At 68.1% G+C, this 19,604-nt stretch carries 17 protein-coding genes and 2 riboswitches; of the genes, 10 read left to right on the top strand and 7 right to left on the bottom strand.

Going from position 1 to position 19,604, the window contains the following annotated elements:
- Positions 1-8: 8 nt before the first annotated feature.
- Complete coding sequence (locus ABD866_RS05955) at positions 9-467, bottom strand: Lrp/AsnC family transcriptional regulator (RefSeq protein ID WP_345062133.1); 459 nt, start codon at positions 465-467, stop codon at positions 9-11.
- Between the two features lie 271 nt (positions 468-738).
- Positions 739-846: riboswitch (glycine riboswitch) on the top strand.
- 13 nt (positions 847-859) lie between these two features.
- Positions 860-976: riboswitch (glycine riboswitch) on the top strand.
- Between the two features lie 44 nt (positions 977-1,020).
- Here ABD866_RS05955 and gcvT point away from each other — a divergent pair.
- The 9 genes from gcvT (at position 1,021) to ABD866_RS06000 (ending at position 12,404) form a co-directional block, all read left to right on the top strand.
- Entirely contained in the window at positions 1,021-2,151 is a 1,131-nt protein-coding gene (gene gcvT, locus ABD866_RS05960) for a glycine cleavage system aminomethyltransferase GcvT (RefSeq protein WP_345062135.1), read from the top strand.
- Positions 2,152-2,228: 77 nt separating this feature from the next.
- A complete protein-coding gene (gene gcvH / locus ABD866_RS05965) occupies positions 2,229-2,603 on the top strand; it encodes a glycine cleavage system protein GcvH (protein WP_345062137.1) in 375 nt (124 codons plus the stop codon).
- A gap of 31 nt (positions 2,604-2,634) precedes the next feature.
- The gene (gcvP, locus tag ABD866_RS05970) at positions 2,635-5,553 is read left to right on the top strand and encodes an aminomethyl-transferring glycine dehydrogenase (RefSeq protein ID WP_345062139.1); all 2,919 of its coding nucleotides are present in this window, start codon (positions 2,635-2,637) and stop codon (positions 5,551-5,553) included.
- A gap of 160 nt (positions 5,554-5,713) precedes the next feature.
- Positions 5,714-6,106 (top strand): FKBP-type peptidyl-prolyl cis-trans isomerase, encoded by a 393-nt coding sequence (locus ABD866_RS05975; RefSeq protein WP_345062505.1) that lies wholly within the window; start codon positions 5,714-5,716, stop codon positions 6,104-6,106.
- Between the two features lie 183 nt (positions 6,107-6,289).
- Entirely contained in the window at positions 6,290-8,467 is a 2,178-nt protein-coding gene (locus ABD866_RS05980) for a hybrid sensor histidine kinase/response regulator (RefSeq protein WP_345062141.1), read from the top strand.
- A gap of 10 nt (positions 8,468-8,477) precedes the next feature.
- Positions 8,478-9,182 carry an RluA family pseudouridine synthase gene (locus ABD866_RS05985; protein ID WP_345062507.1) on the top strand — a complete coding sequence of 235 codons (705 nt, stop codon included), beginning with the start codon at positions 8,478-8,480 and terminating at the stop codon, positions 9,180-9,182.
- Positions 9,183-9,226: 44 nt separating this feature from the next.
- Positions 9,227-9,994, top strand: coding sequence for an SDR family NAD(P)-dependent oxidoreductase (locus ABD866_RS05990; protein WP_345062143.1), 768 nt, complete (start codon positions 9,227-9,229; stop codon positions 9,992-9,994).
- Between the two features lie 85 nt (positions 9,995-10,079).
- Positions 10,080-11,264, top strand: a complete 1,185-nt coding sequence (gene bktB / locus ABD866_RS05995) for a beta-ketothiolase BktB (protein WP_345062145.1) — start codon at positions 10,080-10,082, stop codon at positions 11,262-11,264.
- A gap of 147 nt (positions 11,265-11,411) precedes the next feature.
- The gene (locus tag ABD866_RS06000) at positions 11,412-12,404 is read left to right on the top strand and encodes a Bug family tripartite tricarboxylate transporter substrate binding protein (RefSeq protein ID WP_345062147.1); all 993 of its coding nucleotides are present in this window, start codon (positions 11,412-11,414) and stop codon (positions 12,402-12,404) included.
- Positions 12,405-12,485: 81 nt separating this feature from the next.
- Here the strand turns inward: ABD866_RS06000 and ABD866_RS06005 are convergent, their stop codons facing one another.
- The 3 genes from ABD866_RS06005 to ABD866_RS06015 all read right to left on the bottom strand — a co-directional run bounded on the left by ABD866_RS06005 (position 12,486) and on the right by ABD866_RS06015 (position 14,374).
- Positions 12,486-12,923, bottom strand: a complete 438-nt coding sequence (locus tag ABD866_RS06005) for a universal stress protein (RefSeq protein WP_345062149.1) — start codon at positions 12,921-12,923, stop codon at positions 12,486-12,488.
- A gap of 148 nt (positions 12,924-13,071) precedes the next feature.
- On the bottom strand, positions 13,072-13,833 hold the full coding sequence (locus ABD866_RS06010; protein WP_345062151.1) for a 2OG-Fe dioxygenase family protein: 762 nt from the start codon (positions 13,831-13,833) through the stop codon (positions 13,072-13,074).
- Between the two features lie 94 nt (positions 13,834-13,927).
- A complete protein-coding gene (locus ABD866_RS06015; protein WP_345062153.1) occupies positions 13,928-14,374 on the bottom strand; it encodes a Csu type fimbrial protein in 447 nt (148 codons plus the stop codon).
- Between the two features lie 197 nt (positions 14,375-14,571).
- Here ABD866_RS06015 and ABD866_RS06020 point away from each other — a divergent pair, with 197 nt between their 5' ends.
- A complete protein-coding gene (locus ABD866_RS06020) occupies positions 14,572-14,940 on the top strand; it encodes a PilZ domain-containing protein (RefSeq protein ID WP_345062155.1) in 369 nt (122 codons plus the stop codon).
- Between the two features lie 31 nt (positions 14,941-14,971).
- On the opposite strand, the gene ABD866_RS06025 is transcribed toward ABD866_RS06020, so the two are convergent.
- From ABD866_RS06025 to ABD866_RS06035, 3 genes are all read right to left on the bottom strand, one after another.
- Positions 14,972-15,967: a catalase family protein gene (locus ABD866_RS06025; protein WP_345062157.1), complete on the bottom strand. Its 996-nt coding sequence runs from the start codon at positions 15,965-15,967 to the stop codon at positions 14,972-14,974.
- Positions 15,968-16,031: 64 nt separating this feature from the next.
- Positions 16,032-17,720 (bottom strand): long-chain fatty acid--CoA ligase, encoded by a 1,689-nt coding sequence (locus ABD866_RS06030; RefSeq protein ID WP_345062159.1) that lies wholly within the window; start codon positions 17,718-17,720, stop codon positions 16,032-16,034.
- Between the two features lie 167 nt (positions 17,721-17,887).
- On the bottom strand, positions 17,888-19,603 hold the full coding sequence (locus tag ABD866_RS06035) for a cation:proton antiporter domain-containing protein (protein ID WP_345062161.1): 1,716 nt from the start codon (positions 19,601-19,603) through the stop codon (positions 17,888-17,890).
- Position 19,604 lies beyond the last annotated feature (1 nt).

Here is a 19,604-nt window from a genome sequence, read left to right on the forward strand (position 1 = left end):
TGACCCCCTTAGCTCACATACAACGGCAGGTCGGCTTTCTTGAGTGTGCGCAGCACAAAGCTGGAACGGCTGTGGCGAATCCCTTTGATCTTGTAGAGCTTCTCGCGCAGCAGCCGCTCGTAGTCGCGCGTGTCCTTCACCACCACGCGCAGCAGGTAGTCGTAGTCGCCCGACACCAAGTGCGCCTCGATCACTTCAGGAATGCTGGCCAACGTCTCACCGAATTTTTCGAGCGTGTTGTCCGAATGGCTGTCGAGCGTGACCTGCACCAGCACTGTGTCCGGCAAATCCAGTGCCTGAGGGTTCAAGCGCACGGTGTAGCCCTGGATCACGCCGGCCTCCTCCATCTTGCGGATGCGGCCCCAGCAGGGCGACGGCGACAGGCCTACCGCCTGTCCGATCTCCTGGAGGCTGGCCCGTGCGTTGCCCTGCAGCACCGCGAGAATCTTCCGGTCTATCCGATCCATAGAGTTCCAACTTTCTGAGTTCAGTGGTTTGACAGATGATTTTCCTGATTTCTCTCGATAATTAAAGAAAAAGAGAAAATTATTCCAGCCCAATCGACGCACAATTTGCTGCATCAGGGCGCTCTTACCGGAGCGCCGGAAATGTCAGGGCCCCGGCTGGTTACCGCCAGCGCGGGGCGCTTGTCATTCGAACGTTGCGGTTCCGGCTGCTTCGCATACAGCAGCCGCCTGTCGAGCAGTTGGGCAGGTCTGCGGCCGAAACCCGTTAGAATGCGCTACGTCAGGAGAGAGTGCAAAGCGGGCAATGAATACGCCTCGCAGCACCGCCGAAGGCGCAGGAACCATCCGAACGCTCAGGCAAAAGGACTGGCAGCCGCCCGCAGGGATGCGGGCGTTCCCTTGCTGGAGAGAGGTGGCGGTCTTCCCGCCATCCACCGAAGGAGCAAGCCACGCAGGCCAGCCAGGGCGTTGTGGTGAATCTCTCAGGTAAAGCGGACAGCAGGGCAAATTCTGCGGCAGGCATGTCGCAGCCCCCATTTGCCCGGAGTTCGCCTTGACCGCCCCAGCCGCCCCCCTGCTCACCACCCCGCTTAATGCACTGCACCTGGAACTCGGTGCGCGCATGGTGCCGTTTGCCGGCTATTCCATGCCGGTGCAGTACCCAGCCGGCCTGATGGCCGAGCACCTGCACACCCGCCAAGCGGCTGGGCTGTTTGACGTCTCGCATATGGGCCAGTTGCGCCTGGTCGGCCCGGATGCCGCCGCGGCGTTTGAAAGCCTGATGCCGGTGGACGTGATGGGTCTGCCGGTGGGCAAACAGCGCTACGGCTTGCTGCTCAACGATGAGGGCGGGATCCTCGACGACCTGATGTTCGTCAACCGTGGCGAGGACCTGTTTGTCATCGTCAACGGCGCCTGCAAAGTGGACGACATTGCGCACATCCAGGCGCGTATCGGCCAGCGCTGCGAAGTCATTCCCATGCCCGAGCAGGCGCTGCTCGCCTTGCAGGGCCCGCAGGCCGTGACCGCCCTGGCCCGCCTGGCTGCGGGGGTCGAAAAGCTGGTATTCATGACCGGCGCGTCGTTCACGATCGCGGGCGCCCAGTGCTTCATCACGCGCAGCGGCTACACCGGCGAGGACGGCTTCGAGATCTCTGTGCCTGCTGCTCAGGCGGAGGCCTTGGCGCGTGCTTTGCTCGCACAGCCCGAGGTCAAGCCGATCGGCCTGGGCGCCCGCAACTCACTGCGTCTGGAGGCGGGCCTGTGCTTATACGGCAACGACATCGACACTGGCACCACCCCGGTAGAAGCCAACCTGACCTGGGCCATCCAGAAAGTACGCCGCACAGGCGGCGCGCGCGCGGGTGGCTTCCCGGGCGCAGCCAAGGTACTGGCCCAGCTCGACAACCCGGCCTTGGTAGCGCGCAAGCGTGTGGGCCTGGTGGCGCTGGAGCGCATTCCCGTGCGCGAGCACACGCCGCTGCAGAGTCTGGCGGGCGAACCCATTGGTGAAGTGACCAGCGGCCTGCTGGGCCCCACTGTGAACGAGCCCGTGGCCATGGGCTACGTCAGCGCAGAACATGCCACTTTGGGCACACGCGTGCAGGCCCTCGTGCGCGGCAAGCCCGTGCCCATGGAAGTGCGCGCCCTGCCCTTCGTGCCCGCCAACTATTACCGCGGCTGAAGCACGCGCGGCCCGGGCGTGCGACCCGGCTGCCCGCTACAGCGAACGCCCCCCCTTTCTTTTTTCAGGAGTCAACCATGACCGTCAAGTTTTCCAAGGACCACGAATGGATCAACGCCGCCGACGCTGCGGCTGCCGTGGTGGGCATCACCGTGCATGCGCAGGACGCGCTCGGGGATGTGGTGTTCGTGGATCTGCCCGAAGTGGGCAAGCAGTTCGCCCAGGGCGACGTAGCGGGTGTGGTGGAGTCCGTCAAGGCCGCGGCCGACGTGTACATGCCCGTATCGGGCGAGATCGTGGAAGTGAACGAGGCGCTGCGCGCCGATCCGTCCTTGGCCAATTCCGACCCGCTGAACGCCGGCTGGTTCTTCAAAGTCAAGCTGTCTGACGCCGCCCAGCTCGACGGCCTGATGGACGAAACCACCTACGCCGACTTCGCCAAGAACGCCTGACCTCCCTGTTCCTACCGCCCGTAGTCCGACCATGCTGATGCAATCTGCCCCGCCGCTCGGCGACCTTGAGAACGCCGCCGAATTCCAGCCCCGCCACATCGGCATCGATGCGGCCGACGAAGCGCACATGCTGTCGGTGATCGGCGAGGCTTCGCGCCGCGCCCTCATCGACTCCATCGTGCCGCGCGCCATCGCACGCAGCCGGGGCATGGACCTGCCCGCGCCCGTGACCGAAGCCGCCGCGCTGGCCGAGCTCAAGGCGATTGCATCGCAGAACCGCCTGCTCAAGAGTTTCATCGGCCAGGGCTACTACGGCACCCACACGCCGGGCGTGATCCTGCGCAACATCCTCGAAAACCCCGCCTGGTACACGGCCTACACGCCCTACCAGGCCGAGATCTCGCAGGGGCGCATGGAAGCCCTGGTGAACTTCCAGACCATGGTGACCGACCTCACAGCCATGGACATTGCCAACGCCTCGATGCTGGACGAAGCCACGGCGGCCGCCGAAGCCATGACGCTGGCCAAGCGCTCAGTCAAGGCCAAGGGTTCGCGCTTCATCGTCGCAGGCGACGCGCACCCGCAAACCATCGAAGTGATCCGCACCCGCGCAGAACCGCTGGGCATTGAGGTGGTGCTGGCCGACAGCGCCGAGCAGTGGGACAGCCTGCTGGCCGGCGACGACTACTTTGCCGTGCTCGACCAGTACCCCTCGACCAGCGGCCGCATCAGCACCGACAACGGAGACACCCGCAAGGTGCATGACAAGGGCGCGGCCTACATCGTGGCGGCCGACCTGCTGGCGCTGTGCGTGCTCAAGGCCCCGGGCGAATGGGACGGCGGCCCGGCCGCTGGGGGCGGTGCAGACATCGTGGTGGGCACCACGCAGCGCTTTGGCATGCCCATGGGCGCGGGCGGCCCGCACGCCGCTTACATGGCCTGCCGTGACGCGTTCAAGCGCAGCCTGCCGGGCCGCTTGGTGGGTGTGAGCGTGGATGCCCATGGCAACCCCGCCTACCGCTTGGCGCTGCAGACGCGCGAGCAACACATCCGCCGCGAAAAGGCCACCAGCAACATCTGTACGGCGCAGGTGCTGCCCGCGGTGGTGGCCAGCATGTACGCCGTCTACCACGGCCCGGCAGGCCTCAAGCGCATTGCCCTGCGCGTGGCCACCTTCACGGCCGTGCTGGCCGCAGGCCTGCGCGAGCTGGGCTACACGCCCACCAGCGACCATGCGTTCGACACGCTGAGCTTCCACGTCGGCGCCGACAAGGCGAAGGCGCTGGCGCAGCGTGCCGTGGCCCACGGCGCCAACCTGCGTATCTGCTGGGACGAGTACGTCTGCGTGTCGCTCGACGAAACCACCACCCGCGACGACGTACGCCTGCTCTGGTCCATCTTTGCCGCAGACGGCCAGCCCCTGCCCGGCTTCGACCGCTTTGAGAAAGGCCTGGAGCCGCTGATCCCGGCCGAGCTGCGCCGCACGAGTGCCTACCTCACGCACCCGGTGTTCAACGCCCACCACAGCGAGACCGGCATGCTGCGCTACATCCGCCAACTCTCCGACAAGGATCTGGCTTTGGACCGCAGCATGATCCCGCTGGGCTCGTGCACCATGAAGCTCAACGCGACCAGCGAGATGATCCCCATCACCTGGCCCGAATTCGCCCAGGTGCACCCGTTTGCCCCGGCCGACCAGCTTGCTGGTTACCGCCAGCTCGACGAGCAACTGCGCGCGTGGCTGTGCCAGGCCACCGGCTACGCAGGCATCAGCCTGCAGCCCAACGCGGGCAGCCAGGGCGAGTACGCAGGCCTGCTGGCCATCCGCGCCTACCACGCCGCACGGGGCGAAGGCCACCGCAACATCTGCCTGATCCCGAGCAGCGCCCACGGCACCAACCCGGCCAGCGCCCAGATGGTGGGCATGCAGGTGGTGGTGACGGCTTGCGACGCCCAGGGCAACGTGGACCTGGACGACCTGCGCGCCAAGTGCGAGCAGCACAGCAGCCACCTGGCCGCGGTGATGATCACCTACCCCAGTACGCACGGCGTATTCGAAACCAGCGTCAAGGAACTGTGCGCGCTCGTGCACCAGCACGGCGGCCGCGTGTACGTGGACGGTGCCAACATGAACGCCCTGGTGGGCGTTGCCGCGCCAGGCGAGTTTGGCGGCGACGTGAGTCACCTGAACCTGCACAAGACCTTCTGCATTCCGCACGGCGGCGGCGGCCCGGGCGTGGGCCCGGTCTGTGTGGTGGAAGACCTCGTGCCCTTCCTGCCGGGCCATGCCACGGCAGGGGTGGCCGGTGGTGTGGGTGCGGTGAGTGCCGCTCCGCTGGGCAATGCGGCCGTGCTGCCGATCAGCTGGATGTACATCCGCATGATGGGTGCAGAAGGCCTGCAGGCCGCCACCGAAACGGCCATCCTGAGCGCCAACTACATCAGCGCCCGCCTGCGCGGCCACTACGACACGCTGTACGCAAGCGAGAACGGCCATGTGGCGCACGAGTGCATCCTGGACCTGCGCCCGCTCAAGGACACGAGCGGCGTGACGGCCGAAGACGTGGCCAAACGCCTGATCGACTACGGCTTCCATGCGCCCACGCTGTCGTTCCCGGTGGCGGGCACGCTGATGGTCGAACCGACCGAAAGCGAAACCCGCGAGGAGCTGGACCGCTTCATCGACGCGATGATCGCGATCCGCGCCGAAATCCGCCGCATCGAACAGGGTGAATGGCCGCAAGACCAGAACCCGCTGAAGAACGCGCCGCACACGGCCGAAAGCCTGCTGGCCGACGCCTGGGACAAGCCCTACACGCGCAGCACAGCCGCCTACCCGGTGGACAGCCTGCGCCGCACCAAATACTGGTCGCCCGTAGGCCGCGTGGACAACGTATACGGTGACCGCAACCTGTTCTGCAGCTGCCTGCCCGTGAGCGAGTACCGCTGACGCCTTGCGCTGAACAAGCCCGCTGCAGCATCCGTGCGCGGCGGGCTTTTTTCATGCTGGCGCAGCCTGGCAAGCGCGCGTCTGGGCTTTCTGCAGACCAGCCGCCTGCGCCGCTACCATGCGAGCTTTTGCTCTGGAGACCGACGTGAACCGTTCCCTCATGGCGCTGCTGGCCGGCGCAGCCCTGCTGTCCACCGCCTGCGCCCAAACCCCAGCCGCCGTCACCACCGCCAGCGGCCTGGTGTATGAATCCCTCAAGGACGGCGCAGGCGAGTCGCCCAAGGCCACCGACACCGTGAAGGTGCACTACCGTGGCACCTTTCCCGATGGCAAGGAGTTCGACAGCTCTTACAAGCGCGGTGAACCCACGGAGTTTCCGCTCAATCGCGTGATTCCGTGCTGGACCGAAGGCGTGCAGCGCATGAAGCCCGGCGGCAAGGCCAAGCTGACCTGCCCGCCCGGCATTGCCTACGGCGCACGCGGCGCGGGCGGCGTCATTCCTCCCAACGCCACACTGCACTTCGAGATCGAGCTGCTGTCGGTGCGCCGCTGATGCATCCGTACACGCCGCGCGGCCCAGGGGCTCTCCACCGCGCCCCCAACCGGCGGGTGTGCTCAAGCCCTCGCCGCGGTCAGCGACCGCCTTGTGCGCCTGCGCCCGGGCGTACACTCGGCACGCAGTCCCCGCCGTGGCCTTGAGGCGAGCGCGGCGGCCCGCACACCACGGCACGCGTGCATGACCCTTCCTGACCTGTCCTTCCTGCTTCCGGACTCCGAACGCCCCGCGTCCACTGCGACAGATGGCGCGGCACAGGACGAGGCCTTGCAGTCCGCCACGGCAGAGACGCTGCTGGTGGCCGAGCTGCGCGCCTACCAGGCCGAACTGGAGAGCCAGAACAAGGTCCTGCGTTACAGCCAGGCCATGGCCGAAAGCGCCTCCGAGCGCTTTGAGACCCTGTTTGCGCGCGTGCCGCTGGCCCTGATGGTGGTGGATGAGCACGACATGGTGGTGCAGGCCAACTCCATGGCCCACCACAGCTTCCAACCCACCGAACGCGACCGACCGCTCACCTCGCTGCAGCCTTTTGTGTCGGCGGCACACGCACAGCGCGTGCAAGCGGCCTTTACCGAAGCGCGCCTGTACGGGCACAGCGAAGTCACCGAGGTGGTGTTCGACATCGAAGGCCATGCGCCCATCACGGGCGACCTGCACATCGCGCGCATCGAGGCGCCTCAGGGTGTGGGTGCACCGCCCCAGGTGCAGTTCTTGTGCGCCGTGATCGACCAAGGACCGCTGCTGGCCGAGCGCCAGGCCCTGCAGCGCAGCGCCCAGGACGTGCAGGAGCGCAACGAACGCCTGCTGGCCAGCGAAAAGCGGCTGGAGGCGGTGATCAACTCCGCCATGGACGCCATCGTCTGCGTGGACCAGCACCAGCGCATCACCGTCTTCAACCCAACGGCGGCGGCGCTGTTCCAGTGCAGCGCAGCCGACGCACTGGGCAGCCCGCTGGAGCGCTTTTTGCCCGACGCGGCGCAGGCCATGGCCTTTGCACAGCTCACCACCCAGGCCATGCTGGGCGAAATGATGGCGCGCACCGCCAGCGGCCGCGAACTGGCGGTGGAGGTGAGCGTCTCGTTCGAGCGGCATGCGGCCGGTGAAACCACCACCGTGTTTGCGCGCGACCTCACAGGCCGCAAGCGGGCCGAAGCCGCCCGCGCCGAGCTGGAGGCGCAGTTGCGCGAGTCGCACAAGATGCAGGCCGTGGGCACCATGGCCGGGGGCATTGCGCACGACTTCAACAACATCCTCAGCGCCATCCTGGGCAATGTGGTGCTGGCGCGGGCCGACTGCCCGGCCGACTCCCCCGCGCAGGAGAGCCTGCGCGAGATCGAAAAAGCCGGCCGCCGCGCGCGCGACCTGGTGCGCCAGATCCTGGCCTTCAGCCGCAACGAACCGCCCGAGCGCAGCGCGGTGGCGCTGGCCGAGGTGGTGCACGACACCGAGCGCCTGCTGCGCGTGACCCTGCCGCCGGGCATCGACCTGCAGCTGCAGGTACCCCCCACCCTGCCCCGCGTGCTGGCCGACCCGACGCAGGTCGAACAGGCGCTGCTGAACCTCTGCACCAACGCCATCCATGCCATCGGCAGCGCCCACGGCTACATTCAAGTGGTGGCCAGTGCGGTGCAAGCCGACCAGCGCCTGGCCGAGCGGCTGGGCCTGTCGCCCGGCGCCTATGTGGCGCTGGCCGTGCAGGACGACGGACCGGGCATGGACGCGGCCACCCTGCAGCGCATCTTCGAGCCCTTTTTCACCACCAAGCCCGTGGGCCAGGGCACCGGCCTGGGCCTGGCAGTGGTGCACGGTGTGATGCGTACGCACGGCGGGGCCGTGGACGTGCAAAGCGCCCCCGGCGCGGGCAGCCGCTTCACGCTGTACTTTCCGGTTGCTGCCAATGCGCCCAGCGTAGCGGAGGAGGCACCGGCCACTGCACAGCCGCCGCTTGCACCGCCTGCGCCCGAGGCAGCGGCCCCTGCACAGCGGCCGCACGTGGTCTATGTGGACGACGACGAGGCGCTGACCTTCCTCGTGCAGCGCGTGCTGCGCCGCCGTGGCTACGAGGTCACGGCCTTCAACGACCCGCACGCGGCCGTGGCTGCGCTGCGGCAAGACCCGCAGCGCGCCGACCTGCTCGTGACCGACTACAACATGCCAGGCTACTCGGGCGTTGAGTTGCTACGCGATGTCGTCGCGCTGCGCGCCGACCTGCCGGTGGCGCTGGCGTCAGGCTACGTCACACCCGACATCGAGCAGGCCGCGCTGGCAGCCGGTGCGCGCGCGCTGATCCACAAGCCCAACGACGTGGAAGAGCTGTGTGCCACCGTGGCGGCGCTGCTGCAGGCTGCCCGTGGCTGAGCCGCTGCCGATGCCAGACGTGGAGTGCCTGCACGCCGATGCGCACCTGCTGGTGCTGCACAAGCCCGCGGGCCTGCTGTGCGTGCCCGGGCGCGGGCCCGACAAGCAGGACTGCCTGAGCGCGCGCGCCCAGCAGCGCTGGCCCGACGCGCTGGTGGTGCACCGGCTCGACCAGGGCACCTCGGGCCTGGTACTGATGGCCCGCAGCCCGACCGTGCAGCGCGCGCTGGGCGATGCCTTCGCCACCCGGCAGATCGACAAGCGCTACCACGCGGTGGTGCGCGGCCAGCCGGTCGCCCCTGAAGGCGACGGCGGCTGGGGCCTGATCGATCTGCCGCTGATCGCCGACTGGCCGCGCCGGCCGCTGCAAAAGGTGTGCTGGGAGCATGGCAAGCCCAGCCAGACGCGCTGGCGCGTGCTGCGGCCCGACGCCGCCACCGGTGGCACGCTGCTGGAGCTGCAGCCGCTGACCGGGCGCTCGCACCAGCTGCGTCTGCACCTGGCCAGCATCGGCCACCCCATTCTGGGCGACGCGCTGTACGCAGACCCGGCCAGCCAGGCGGCTGCGCCCCGGCTGCTGCTGCATGCCACGGCACTGCGTTATGTGCATCCTGTCACAGGGCAGGCCTTGCACATCGTGCAGCCGCCCGCCTTTGCGCCCGATGTCCGGCCTACCGTGTCGGTGGAAGCCGTCACCGACGCGTCCATCGCTTGACCCGGCCGCGCGCACAGGCTGCCCCGGCGCGCTACGATGGCCGGATGAGCTCCCACACCCCTCACCTCACCATTCTCACGGGCGCCTCGCGCGGCATGGGCCTGGCCATGGCGCAGCAGTTGCTGCAGCGCGGGCACACGCTGGTCTGCATTGCGCGCAGCGCCAATGCCGAACTGGCCCAGGCCGCCCAGGCCGCCGGTGCCACGCTGCTGCAATGGCAGCACGACCTGGCCCAGGGCGAACAGGCCGCGCAGCAGTTGCGCAGCTGGCTGGCGGCACACAACCCGCAGGCCTTTGCCAGCGCCACGCTGATCAACAACGCGGGCGTGATCCCGCGCATCGCCCCGCTGTCGGACAGCGACCCGGCCGAGCTGGCGCATGCGCTGCGCGTGGGGCTTGAAGCGCCCATGCAGCTCACCGCCGCCTTTCTGGCAGCCACCGAAGCCTGGACCGTGCCGCGCAAGGTGCTCAACATCTCGTCAGGCCTGGGCCGCCGGGCCATGGCCTCGCAATCGGCGTACTGCGCCGCCAAGGCGGGCATGGACCACTTCACCCGCTGTCTGGCGCTGGACGAAGCCCGCAAGCCCCATGGTGCCCGCGTGTGCTCGCTGGCCCCGGGCGTGATCGACACCGACATGCAGGTACAGTTGCGGGGCGCCGATCCGGCCGCCTTCCCCGACCTGGCGAACTTTGCCCACCTCAAGACGGCGGGCCAGCTCACCTCCCCAGCCGACGCCGCCACCCGCGTGCTGGCCTGGCTCGACCGCCCCGATTTCGGCTCTGCACCCGTGGCCGATGTGCGGGAAGCCTGATCTATCGTCTGCTATGTTTTTGATAGCTGCTCGTGCTTATTAAACCAGCACAAGCGGCCATTTTGATGCCTGAAAGGAAATCTCCATGAGCCGTGAAGTCGTCGTCGTCAGCGCAGTGCGCACCGCCATTGGCACCTTTGGCGGCAGCCTCAAGGATGTGCCGCCCACCGAACTGGGCGCGCTGGTCGTGCGCGAATCGCTCGCGCGCGCCCAGGTCGAGGGCAAGGACGTGGGCCATGTGGTCTTCGGCCACGTGGTGAACACCGAACCCAAGGACATGTACCTCTCGCGCGTGGCGGCCATCAACGGCGGCTGCGCCGAGGGCACGCCTGCCTTCAACGTCAACCGGCTGTGCGGCTCGGGACTGCAGGCCATCGTGAACGCCGCGCAGACCATCTTGCTGGGCGATGCCGACATCGCCATTGGCGCCGGGGCCGAGAACATGAGCCGCGCGCCCTTTGCCAGCCTGAACATGCGCTGGGGCGCGCGCATGGGCGACACCAAGATGGTGGACATGATGATCGGCGCGCTGCACGACCCCTTCCACACCATCCACATGGGCGTGACAGCCGAAAACATTGCGGCCAAGTGGGGCATCACGCGTGAAGAACAGGACAAGCTGGCACTGGAAAGCCACCGCCGCGCCGAGCGCGCCACCGCAGCGGGCTACTTCAACAGCCAGATCGTGCCCGTCACGCTCAAAGGCAAGAAGGGCGAGATCCACTACGCCACCGACGAGCATTTCCGCTCGGGCGCCACGCTGGAAGACATGGCCAAGCTCAAACCCGTGTTCGTGAAGGAAAACGGCACCGTGACGGCCGGCAATGCCTCGGGCATCAACGACGCCGCGGCCGCCGTGGTGCTGATGGACGCCAAGACCGCCCAGGCGCGCGGTGCCAAGCCCATGGCCCGCCTGGTGGCCTACGCCCACGCGGGGGTGGATCCGAAGTACATGGGCATCGGCCCCGTGCCCGCCACGCAGCTGGCGCTCAAGAAGGCCGGGCTCACGGTGGCCGACCTCGACGTGATCGAGGCCAATGAAGCCTTTGCCGCCCAGGCCTGCGCCGTGACCAAAGACCTGGGCCTGGACCCGGCCAAGGTCAACCCCAACGGCTCGGGCATCTCGCTGGGGCACCCGATCGGTGCCACAGGTGCGCTCATCACGGTCAAGGCCCTGCACGAGCTGCAGCGCATCCAGGGCCGCTATGCGCTGGTCACCATGTGCATCGGCGGCGGCCAGGGCATCGCCGCGATCTTCGAACGCATCTGACGCCGACGCCGCGCGCTGCCATCGCCACCTGCGATGGCAGCGCCGCACAACAGCAGGGCAGACCGTCGATTGCCCGCGTCATCATCGTGGCTTGCGCACGGCGCGCCATCCGCAGGCGCCGCACCACTCTATCGGAGACAACACCCCATGCTTCGCCAACTGCTCTCTTTGTCCGTGCTGTCGTTTGCCCTGGGCAGCACCGCCTTCGCACAGACCGCCCCTGCCGCCACGGCCGCGGGTGCCTACCCCAACAAGCCCGTGCGCCTGATCGTGCCCTTCCCGCCCGGCGGCGGCACCGACATCCTCTCGCGCCTGGTGGCCACCAAGCTCACCGAACATGCCAAATGGACCGTGGTGGCCGACAACAAGGCTGGCGCGGGCGGCACCATTGGCATCACCGAAGCCGTGAAGGCCGCGCCCACGGGCTACGACCTGGTGATGGGCCAGAAGGACAACCTGGTCATCGGCCCCTGGCTCTACAAAAACCTGCCCTGGGACCCGACCCGGGACCTGACCGCCATCGCCCACGTGGCCTACACGCCGGTCATCATCGCCACCAGCGCCAACTCCAAGTTCAAAACCCTGGCCGACGTGGTGGCCGCCGCCAAGGCCGCGCCGGGCACCGTCACCTACGGATCGCCTGGCAATGGCACATCGATCCACCTGGCAGGTGACCTGTTTGAAAAGGCTGCCGGCATCAAGCTCAGCCACGTGCCCTACAAGGGCTCCAACCCGGCCTTGATGGACGCGCTGGCCGGCAACGTGGACCTGCTGGTCTCGTCGGTGCCCTCGGCCATGGCCCAGATCAAGGCCGGCAAGCTGCGCCCGCTGGCCGTGACCTCGGCCAAGCGCAGTTCGTCGCTGCCCGACGTACCCACCGTGGCCGAATCGGGTTTCAAGGACTTTGACGTGAGCACCTGGTACGGCGTGTTCGCCCCGGCCGGTACGCCCGCCGCTGTGGTGAGCGCAGTGAACGCCGAAGTCAACAAACTGCTGGCCATGGCCGACGTGCGCGCCGCCATTCAGGCACAAGGCGCCGAGCCCGAAGCCATGAGCGCTGCGCAATTTGCCACCCTGCTCAAAACCGACCACGCCAAGTGGAAGGGCATCGTCGAGGCCTCGGGCGCCAAGATCGAATGACGCCTTTCTGAACCACGCTGTTCCAAGCGCAAGCAAAAACGGCTCCCGCGGGAGCCGTTTTGCATGGAGCCTGTGGTGGGCTCAGTCGCGCACCACCAGCACCGGCACATGTACCACGCCCAGCACGCGCTGCGTCACGCTGCCCAGCACCAGGCGCTCCAGGCCCCTGCGGCCGTGCGAACCCATCACGATCAGGTCTGCGCCCGAGCTTTCGACCGCCCGCACGATGCCCTCGTGCACCGCATGGCCTTCGCCGATCACGGTGGTCACGGCCACGCCTGCGTCGGCCATGGCCTGCTTGGTGGCGTCAAGCGCCACATTGGCCTCCGCAGTGGCGGCGCTGATGTACTGCGCCTGCCCATAAGCAAAGTCGGCACCGACGCCCGTGAACGGGTACGGGTCGATCACATACACGGCCGTAACGGCGCTGCCGAAGGCCTTGGCCAGCCCCGCAGCCTTCGAGACTGCGAGCATCGACGTGGGCGATCCGTCCACGGGAACCAGAATGTGCTTGAACATGGTGCTTCTCTCCTTGGTTGATGGGGCGGCGGGTTGTGCCCGCTCAGTTGCGAGTGTGTGCGCATGCCCCGGCCGACATCTTGATTCGCATCAAATGTCGCCGCTGCCGTCCCCGGGAAAGAAATGCAAGCTCTGGTAACGACCGTGCTCAGGTCGGCGCGTCGGCCCCCTGGAAACCCTTGCGCCGCAGCGTGACCACCAGGGTGTCGCGGTATCCACCGGCCGCCGTGGGCTGGATGGGGGTGGTCTCGTGGATCATGCGCGCATCGTCGAGCAGCAGCAGCGACCAAGGCTCGGTGAGCGTGAAGCGCTGACCCGCAGGACCAGCGGCCTCGAAGATGCGTGTTTCGCCGCCCTTCACGTCGTGGCGCGCCACCAGAAACACGGCCACCAGATCAACGCCGTCGCGGTGCGCGCCCTCGGGCGTGGGCCGGCCAATGCCATCGGTGGTGTCGATGCGGAACTGGTGCGCCTCGACAAACCAGCGCTCGGCCGGGCCCTGGGGTGCAAACACGGCGTCGCAGGTGGCTGCCAGGGCCTGCAGCAGTGCGGGCCAGGCCGGAGACTCCAGCGTGCGCGGCTCCATGGGCGCAAACATGCGCTCCATGCCGCCGTGCAGCGCGTTGTATTCCACCGGCTGCCAGTGCGCACGGTGCGGCGCCTGGCTCACCTGGCCCTGCTCCACCACAAAGCAGCTGTGGCGGCGGCGGCGGTAGCGGCCACCGTCGCGCAGGTAGTCGTCAGGAGGCAAGGCGTGCCAGTCGGCCTGGCGGTCCAGCAGCGCGGTCAGCTCGCAACCGGCCCACGCGGCCACATCGGCGGGCGAAAGCACGGCAAAACCGCGACTGGTCAATTGGGACGCCACATGGGCGGGCGCCGTGTACGGAGGGGGAAAGCTGACCTGGGGCATAGAAGCCCGAGCTTACCGCGCTGCGGCATCGGGCGCTGCTGCACGGGCACTGCGGGCATCGGCACAGCCCGGAGACTGCGCCGGCAAGACCGGCTCAGTCGTCGTGCTTGCCATGGCCCTTGCCGCGTCCGTGGCCATCTTCGTGGCCCTTGCCTCGACCCGGCCCACGGTGGTCGTCACCGCGCGCATGACCAAGCGGGCCGCCCTTGCCGCCCGCGTGTGGCTCCTTCACAAAGTACACGGGCTGGTGGCAGGCGTTGTACTTGGCACAGTGCTTGGGCCAGTTCTTGGCGTGGCCTGGCGGCACGTACAGGTACGCGGGTGCCATGGCCACGCCTGGCCCCGGGCGGTGCACGATGACCGGCTCGGCATACCAAAGCGGCGGCGGCGGGGCGTTGCCGATCTGCACCCGGCCGTACACACCCGGCGTGATCTCGCCGCTGATCGTGGCACTGATACTTTGCGCACCGGCAGGCCCCCACACGGTGGCAGCCACCGCCCCCATGCCTGCGAGCCAGGAAAGACGAGAAAAAGACAACATGCAGCACTCCGGTCGAAGGCCCTGATTGTCGTCACCCAACCGCCGCGGGATGTCACCGCAGCCCCCTATTTGTAACAACAGGCACACCCCACGCGACACGCACCAGCGGCGATACCGGCAACGCTGCGCTGGGGGCGTTTCGCAGGCCCGGGGCACGGTGTAGCATTCGGTAACACACAGCCCAGGAGACACCGCCCATGCCTTACGAACGCCGTCACTACGTGCGGGTCCACTTCGATGCACCGGCGCTGCTGACCACCCAGCGCGACGCCTTCAGCGTGCAGGTGCTGGACTTGTCGCTCAAAGGGGCCCTGGTGCGCATGCCGGTCGAAACCGCATTGGAGCCTGGCACGCTGTGCCAGCTGACCATGCCGCTGGCCGATTCGGGCAACCACATCGCCATGAGCACCGAGGTGGCCCACCTGCAGGGCACCCACACGGGGCTGCTGTGCAAGTCCATCGATCTGGACAGCGTCACGCACCTGCGGCGGCTCATTGAGCTGCAGTTGGGCGACCCGGCCCTGCTGGAGCGCGACCTGGCCGAGCTGATCCAGGCCCAGAACTGATGCGGCAGCGGCGGGTGCACCGCCGCCCGGCTCAGGCCACGCCGCGGCCCTGCTGGCTCGCGTAGTACACCACCTTGCGTGCGCGCTGCACCTCGCCCAGCGGCCGATGTGCGGCCAGCGCCTGCCAGGGGTCGAACACACTGCCCTCGACCTGCGTGGCAAACGCCTGTGCGGCGGCACTGTCCAGGTTCTGCTGCGGCAGCGCGAGCTTTGCCACGGTGGTGTAGGGCGTGGGCCAATCCACCGAGGCGTCTTCAATGGGCGTGATCGCTTCGCTCGCAAAGTACTGCAACTGCAGATCCCAGTGCAACGACCCGGCGCGCAGGCGGCGGGCCATGTCGGCGCCCCAGTCCTTGGCAGCAGCCTCGTCGGGTGCGCCGTTGGACGCCGCAGGCACCAGCCGCACCCGCACTGCGTAGGGCCCACAAGCGATTGGCGCAGCACTGTAGAAGGCCTGCGTGGCAAAACCGCCAAACGGCCGACCCACGGTGCGCTTGAACTTGGCCAGCTCGCGCGGCAGCGCCCAAAGCCCGTGCGTACGCACCAGATGGCCCAGCAAGGCCGCCGGACCGCGCGCGGCCGCTTCGACCAACGCGACAAAGGGCCCCGTGGTGGCAAAGGCAAACGCCTCCTGGTTGATGAGCGCGAAATCCTGGCTGGGCGTGGCATCGCCGCCCAGGGCCGAAGGCCCCTGCACGCCCAGCACCCGCAACGCGAAGCCGCGGATGTCGGGCACCCGGTCGGGCGCACGGTCCAGCCCGCCGTTGGACAGCCGCACCCAGGTGGCGTACGTGCCCGGCTGGGCAAACAGCCCATGCCGCGCAAAGTCGGGCAGATCGCCCAGCACCTGCAGCGTGCCCTGCAGGGCGGCCAGCGGTTTGCGGTGCAGCGTGCGCCCCGGGCCATAGCGCTGTGCGCGCTGGGCCTGGATGGCGGCAAAGCGCCGCGCATAGTCGGCAAAGCGCTCGGGTTCGTCGGCACCGATGCGTTCGGCCCAGTCGGTGCTGGGCAGGGGAATGGCGGTCATGCGAGGCCCTCTCAATGGTCGTGCAGAACCAGTGTAGGGGCCTGTGGGCCGGTCGGCCAGCGGCTTATGACTTGGCCTCGGCCTCCTGCAGCGCGCGCCACATCACCTTGCCGCTGCCGCTCTTGGGCAGTGCGTCGGCAAACTGCACGATGCGCGGCACCTTGTACACGGCCATGTTCTCGCGGCACCAGTCGATGATCTGCTGCTCGGTGGTGTCTTTGTGCGTGGCACGCAGCACCACCACGGCCTTCACCGTTTCACCGCGGTAGGCGTCGCGCGCCGCAATCACGCAGGCCTCCTGGATGGCGGGGTGGCGGAACATCAGCGCCTCGACCTCGGCGGGCCAGACCTTGAAGCCGCTCGCGTTGATCATGCGCTTGAGCCGGTCGGTGAGGAAGAAGTAGCCGTCTTCGTCCATGCGCCCCAGGTCGCCCGAGCGGAAGAAGCGCTTGCCGTCCAGCTCGATGAAGGCCGAGGCCGTGGCGTCGGGCCGCTTCCAGTAGCCGTCGAACACCTCAGGGCCGTGGATGATGATTTCACCCTGCTCGCCCACGGGCACCTCCTGCAGCGTGTCGGGGTCGATTACGCGCGCATCGGTGCTCATGAACGGAATGCCCAGGCACTGCTGCTTGGGGTGGTCGGGCGGGTTCGAGTGCGAGGGCGCAGCGGTTTCGGTCAGGCCGTAGCCCTCGGCGTAGCGCAGGCCGTACTGCTCCTGCAGGCGCTGGGCCACAGCCTGCGGCATGGCCGCGCCACCGCCGCCGATATAGACCAGGCTGGAGAGGTCGTAGCTCGCAAAGTGCGGGCTGCCCAACAGGTCGATGATCATCGTCGGGATGTTCGTCCAGTTCGTCACCTGGTAGCGCGAAATCAGCCGCCCGGCCAGGTCGCGGTCCCAGCGCGGCATCAGCACCATGGTGGCCCCGGCGTAGATCGACGCGTGCATCACGCTGACCATGCCGGTGATGTGGAACATGGGCACCACGGCCAGGGTCACGTTGTCGGCGCTGCCCGAGCCCCACAGGCTGCTGGACACCGCGTTGTGCATGATGCTGCGGTGCGGGTGTATGCAGCCCTTGGGCAGGCCGGTGGTGCCGCTGGTGTAGGGCAGGATGGCCAGGTCGGCCGAACCCGCCGTGCACGGGGCCAGCGCTGCCGTGCAGGCCAGTGCCTGCGGCCAGGCGTGCACCTGCCCCCCCTGCAGCGCGGGGGCCGGGTGCTGTGTGGTCAGCCAGGGCAGCCAGGCCTCGGGCGGGGCGTCGGGCCCGCTCACGCTGGCATCGAACGCGTCGGTGAAATGCGTGACCAGCAGGTGCGCCAGCCCCTGCCCTGCGGGCAGCGCGTTGCTGGCCTGGGCCAGCTCGGCCGCGAGGTCGGCCGTGGTGATGGCCACGCGCGCATCGGGGTCGGTGATGTAGTGCTTGAGCTCCTCGGCCCGGTTCATCGGGTTCACGGGCACCACCACCGCATCGGCCCGCAGGATGGCGAAATGCGCCATCACAAGCTGTGGGCAGTTCTGCATGCACAGCACCACGCGGTCGCCCTTGCGCACACCCAGCGACACGAGGTACGCGGCGATGCGTTCAGCGCCTTCGGCCAGCGCCTGGTAGCTCAGCGCCCGGCCAAAAAACTGCAGGGCCGTTTTGTGTGGATAGCGGCGTGCGTTGGTGGCCAGGTTGTCCCACAGCGAGGTGGCGGGCACGGTGATGGAATGTGGCAGGCGGCGGGGCCAGAACTGGTGGTGCGGGCGCATGGGCGGCAGGTCTCCTGTGTTTTGGAGTGCAAGCCTAGGCGCGCCGCGCGGCGGGGGCAATGGGGCCGCGCCGCAGGGGCGTCGCCAACGTGACGGCCGGCTCACACCGGCAGCACGCGTGGTCTCGGGCAGCGCCCGTGCCCACGGGCCTTGCGGGCTGCCAGGCCCTAGCCACCCGACGCAGGTGGGGACACACGCTCCAGCACATGCGCGGCCATGCCGCGGGCCAGTTCGTGCTCGCCCACAAACACCTCGCCCAGGCCTTCCTGGCGCAGCCATTCGGCCTCTTCGGCGCTGTGGGTGCGCAGCACGACTTCAATGCCTGGATTCAGCGTGCGCGCAATCTCGACCATGCGGCGCACGTCCACCGTGTCGGGAATCGCCACCACCAGCATGGCGGCGCGGGCAATGTGGCCCTGCACCAGCACCTCGGGCGTGGCGGCGTCGCCGCTGACCGCGGCCAGCCCGTCCTGGCGCAACGCGTTGACCAGCTCACGGTTCTGCTCCACCACCACCAGCGGAATGCCGCGCTCGCGCAGCGCCCGCGCAATGCGGCGGCCCACGCGGCCGTAACCCACCAGCACCACCTGGCCACTCAGCAGGCGGTGGTCGGTGCTCATGGGCAGCTCGGCCAGCGGGTCGTCGCGCATCTCCAGGCGGCGGGCCAGCGCTGAGCGCGCCAGCACCCAGCGGCGCAGCGGCTCGATGGCGGAAAACACCGCGGCGTTGGCCGCAATCGAGATCAGCGCCCCGGCCAACACCAGGCTTTGCCCCTCTTTGGGCAGCAGGCCCAGCGCCACGCCCAGCCCGGCCAGAATGAACGAGAACTCGCCAATCTGCGCGAGGCTTGCGCCCACCGTGAGCGCCGTATTGAGCGGATAGCGAAAAGCCAGCACCAGCGCCACCGCAGCCATCGTCTTGCCCACCAGAATGATGGCCACCACCGCCAGCAGCTTGAGCGGCTCGTTCCACACCACGGCCGGGTCGAACAGCATGCCCACCGACACAAAGAACAACACCGCAAACGCATCGCGCAGGGGCAGCGATTCGTCGGCCGCGCGGTGGCTGAACTCCGACTCGCGCATCATCATTCCGGCAAAAAACGCCCCGAGCGCAAACGACACATCGAACAGCTGGGCCGCTCCAAAGGCCACGCCTACGGCAATGGCCACCACGCCCAGCGTGAACAGCTCCTGCGAGCCCGTGCGCGCCACCCACCACAGCAGCTTGGGCAGCAGCCGCCGCCCCACCACCAGCATCAGCACGATAAAGGCCGTGACCTTGGCCAGCGTGATGCCCACCGTGGTCCAGATCTCGCGCGCCTCCGGCGCAGGTCCGGCATCGCCCCCGTGGGCCTTGAGCAGCCCTGCCAGAGCAGGCAGCAGCACCAGCACCATGACCATGACCAGATCTTCCACCACCAGCCAGCCCACGGCGATCTGCCCGTTGACCGACTTGAGCAGCCCCTTGGATTCGAGCGCGCGCAGCAGCACCACCGTGCTCGCCACCGACAGGCACAGCCCGAACACCACCGCCCCGCCCGGACTCCAGCCCCACCACAGCGCCACGCCAGCGCCCAGGGCTGTGGCCACCGCAATCTGCACGATGGCCCCGGGCACGGCAATCGCCTTCACGGCCATCAGGTCCTTGAGCGAGAAATGCAGGCCCACGCCAAACATCAGCAGCATCACGCCGATCTCAGCCAACTGGCTGGCCAGGCCCACATCGGCCACAAAGCCCGGGGTGGACGGCCCCACCACAATGCCCGCCAGCAAATAGCCCACCAGCGGCGGCATTTTGAAGCGCGTGGCCAGCAGCCCAAACACCATGGCCAGGCCAAAACCGGCGGCAATGGTGGCAATGAGGCTGACGTCGTGCGGCATG

The organism is Acidovorax lacteus (genome assembly GCF_039540375.1).
Classification (GTDB): domain Bacteria; phylum Pseudomonadota; class Gammaproteobacteria; order Burkholderiales; family Burkholderiaceae_C; genus Acidovorax_G; species Acidovorax_G lacteus.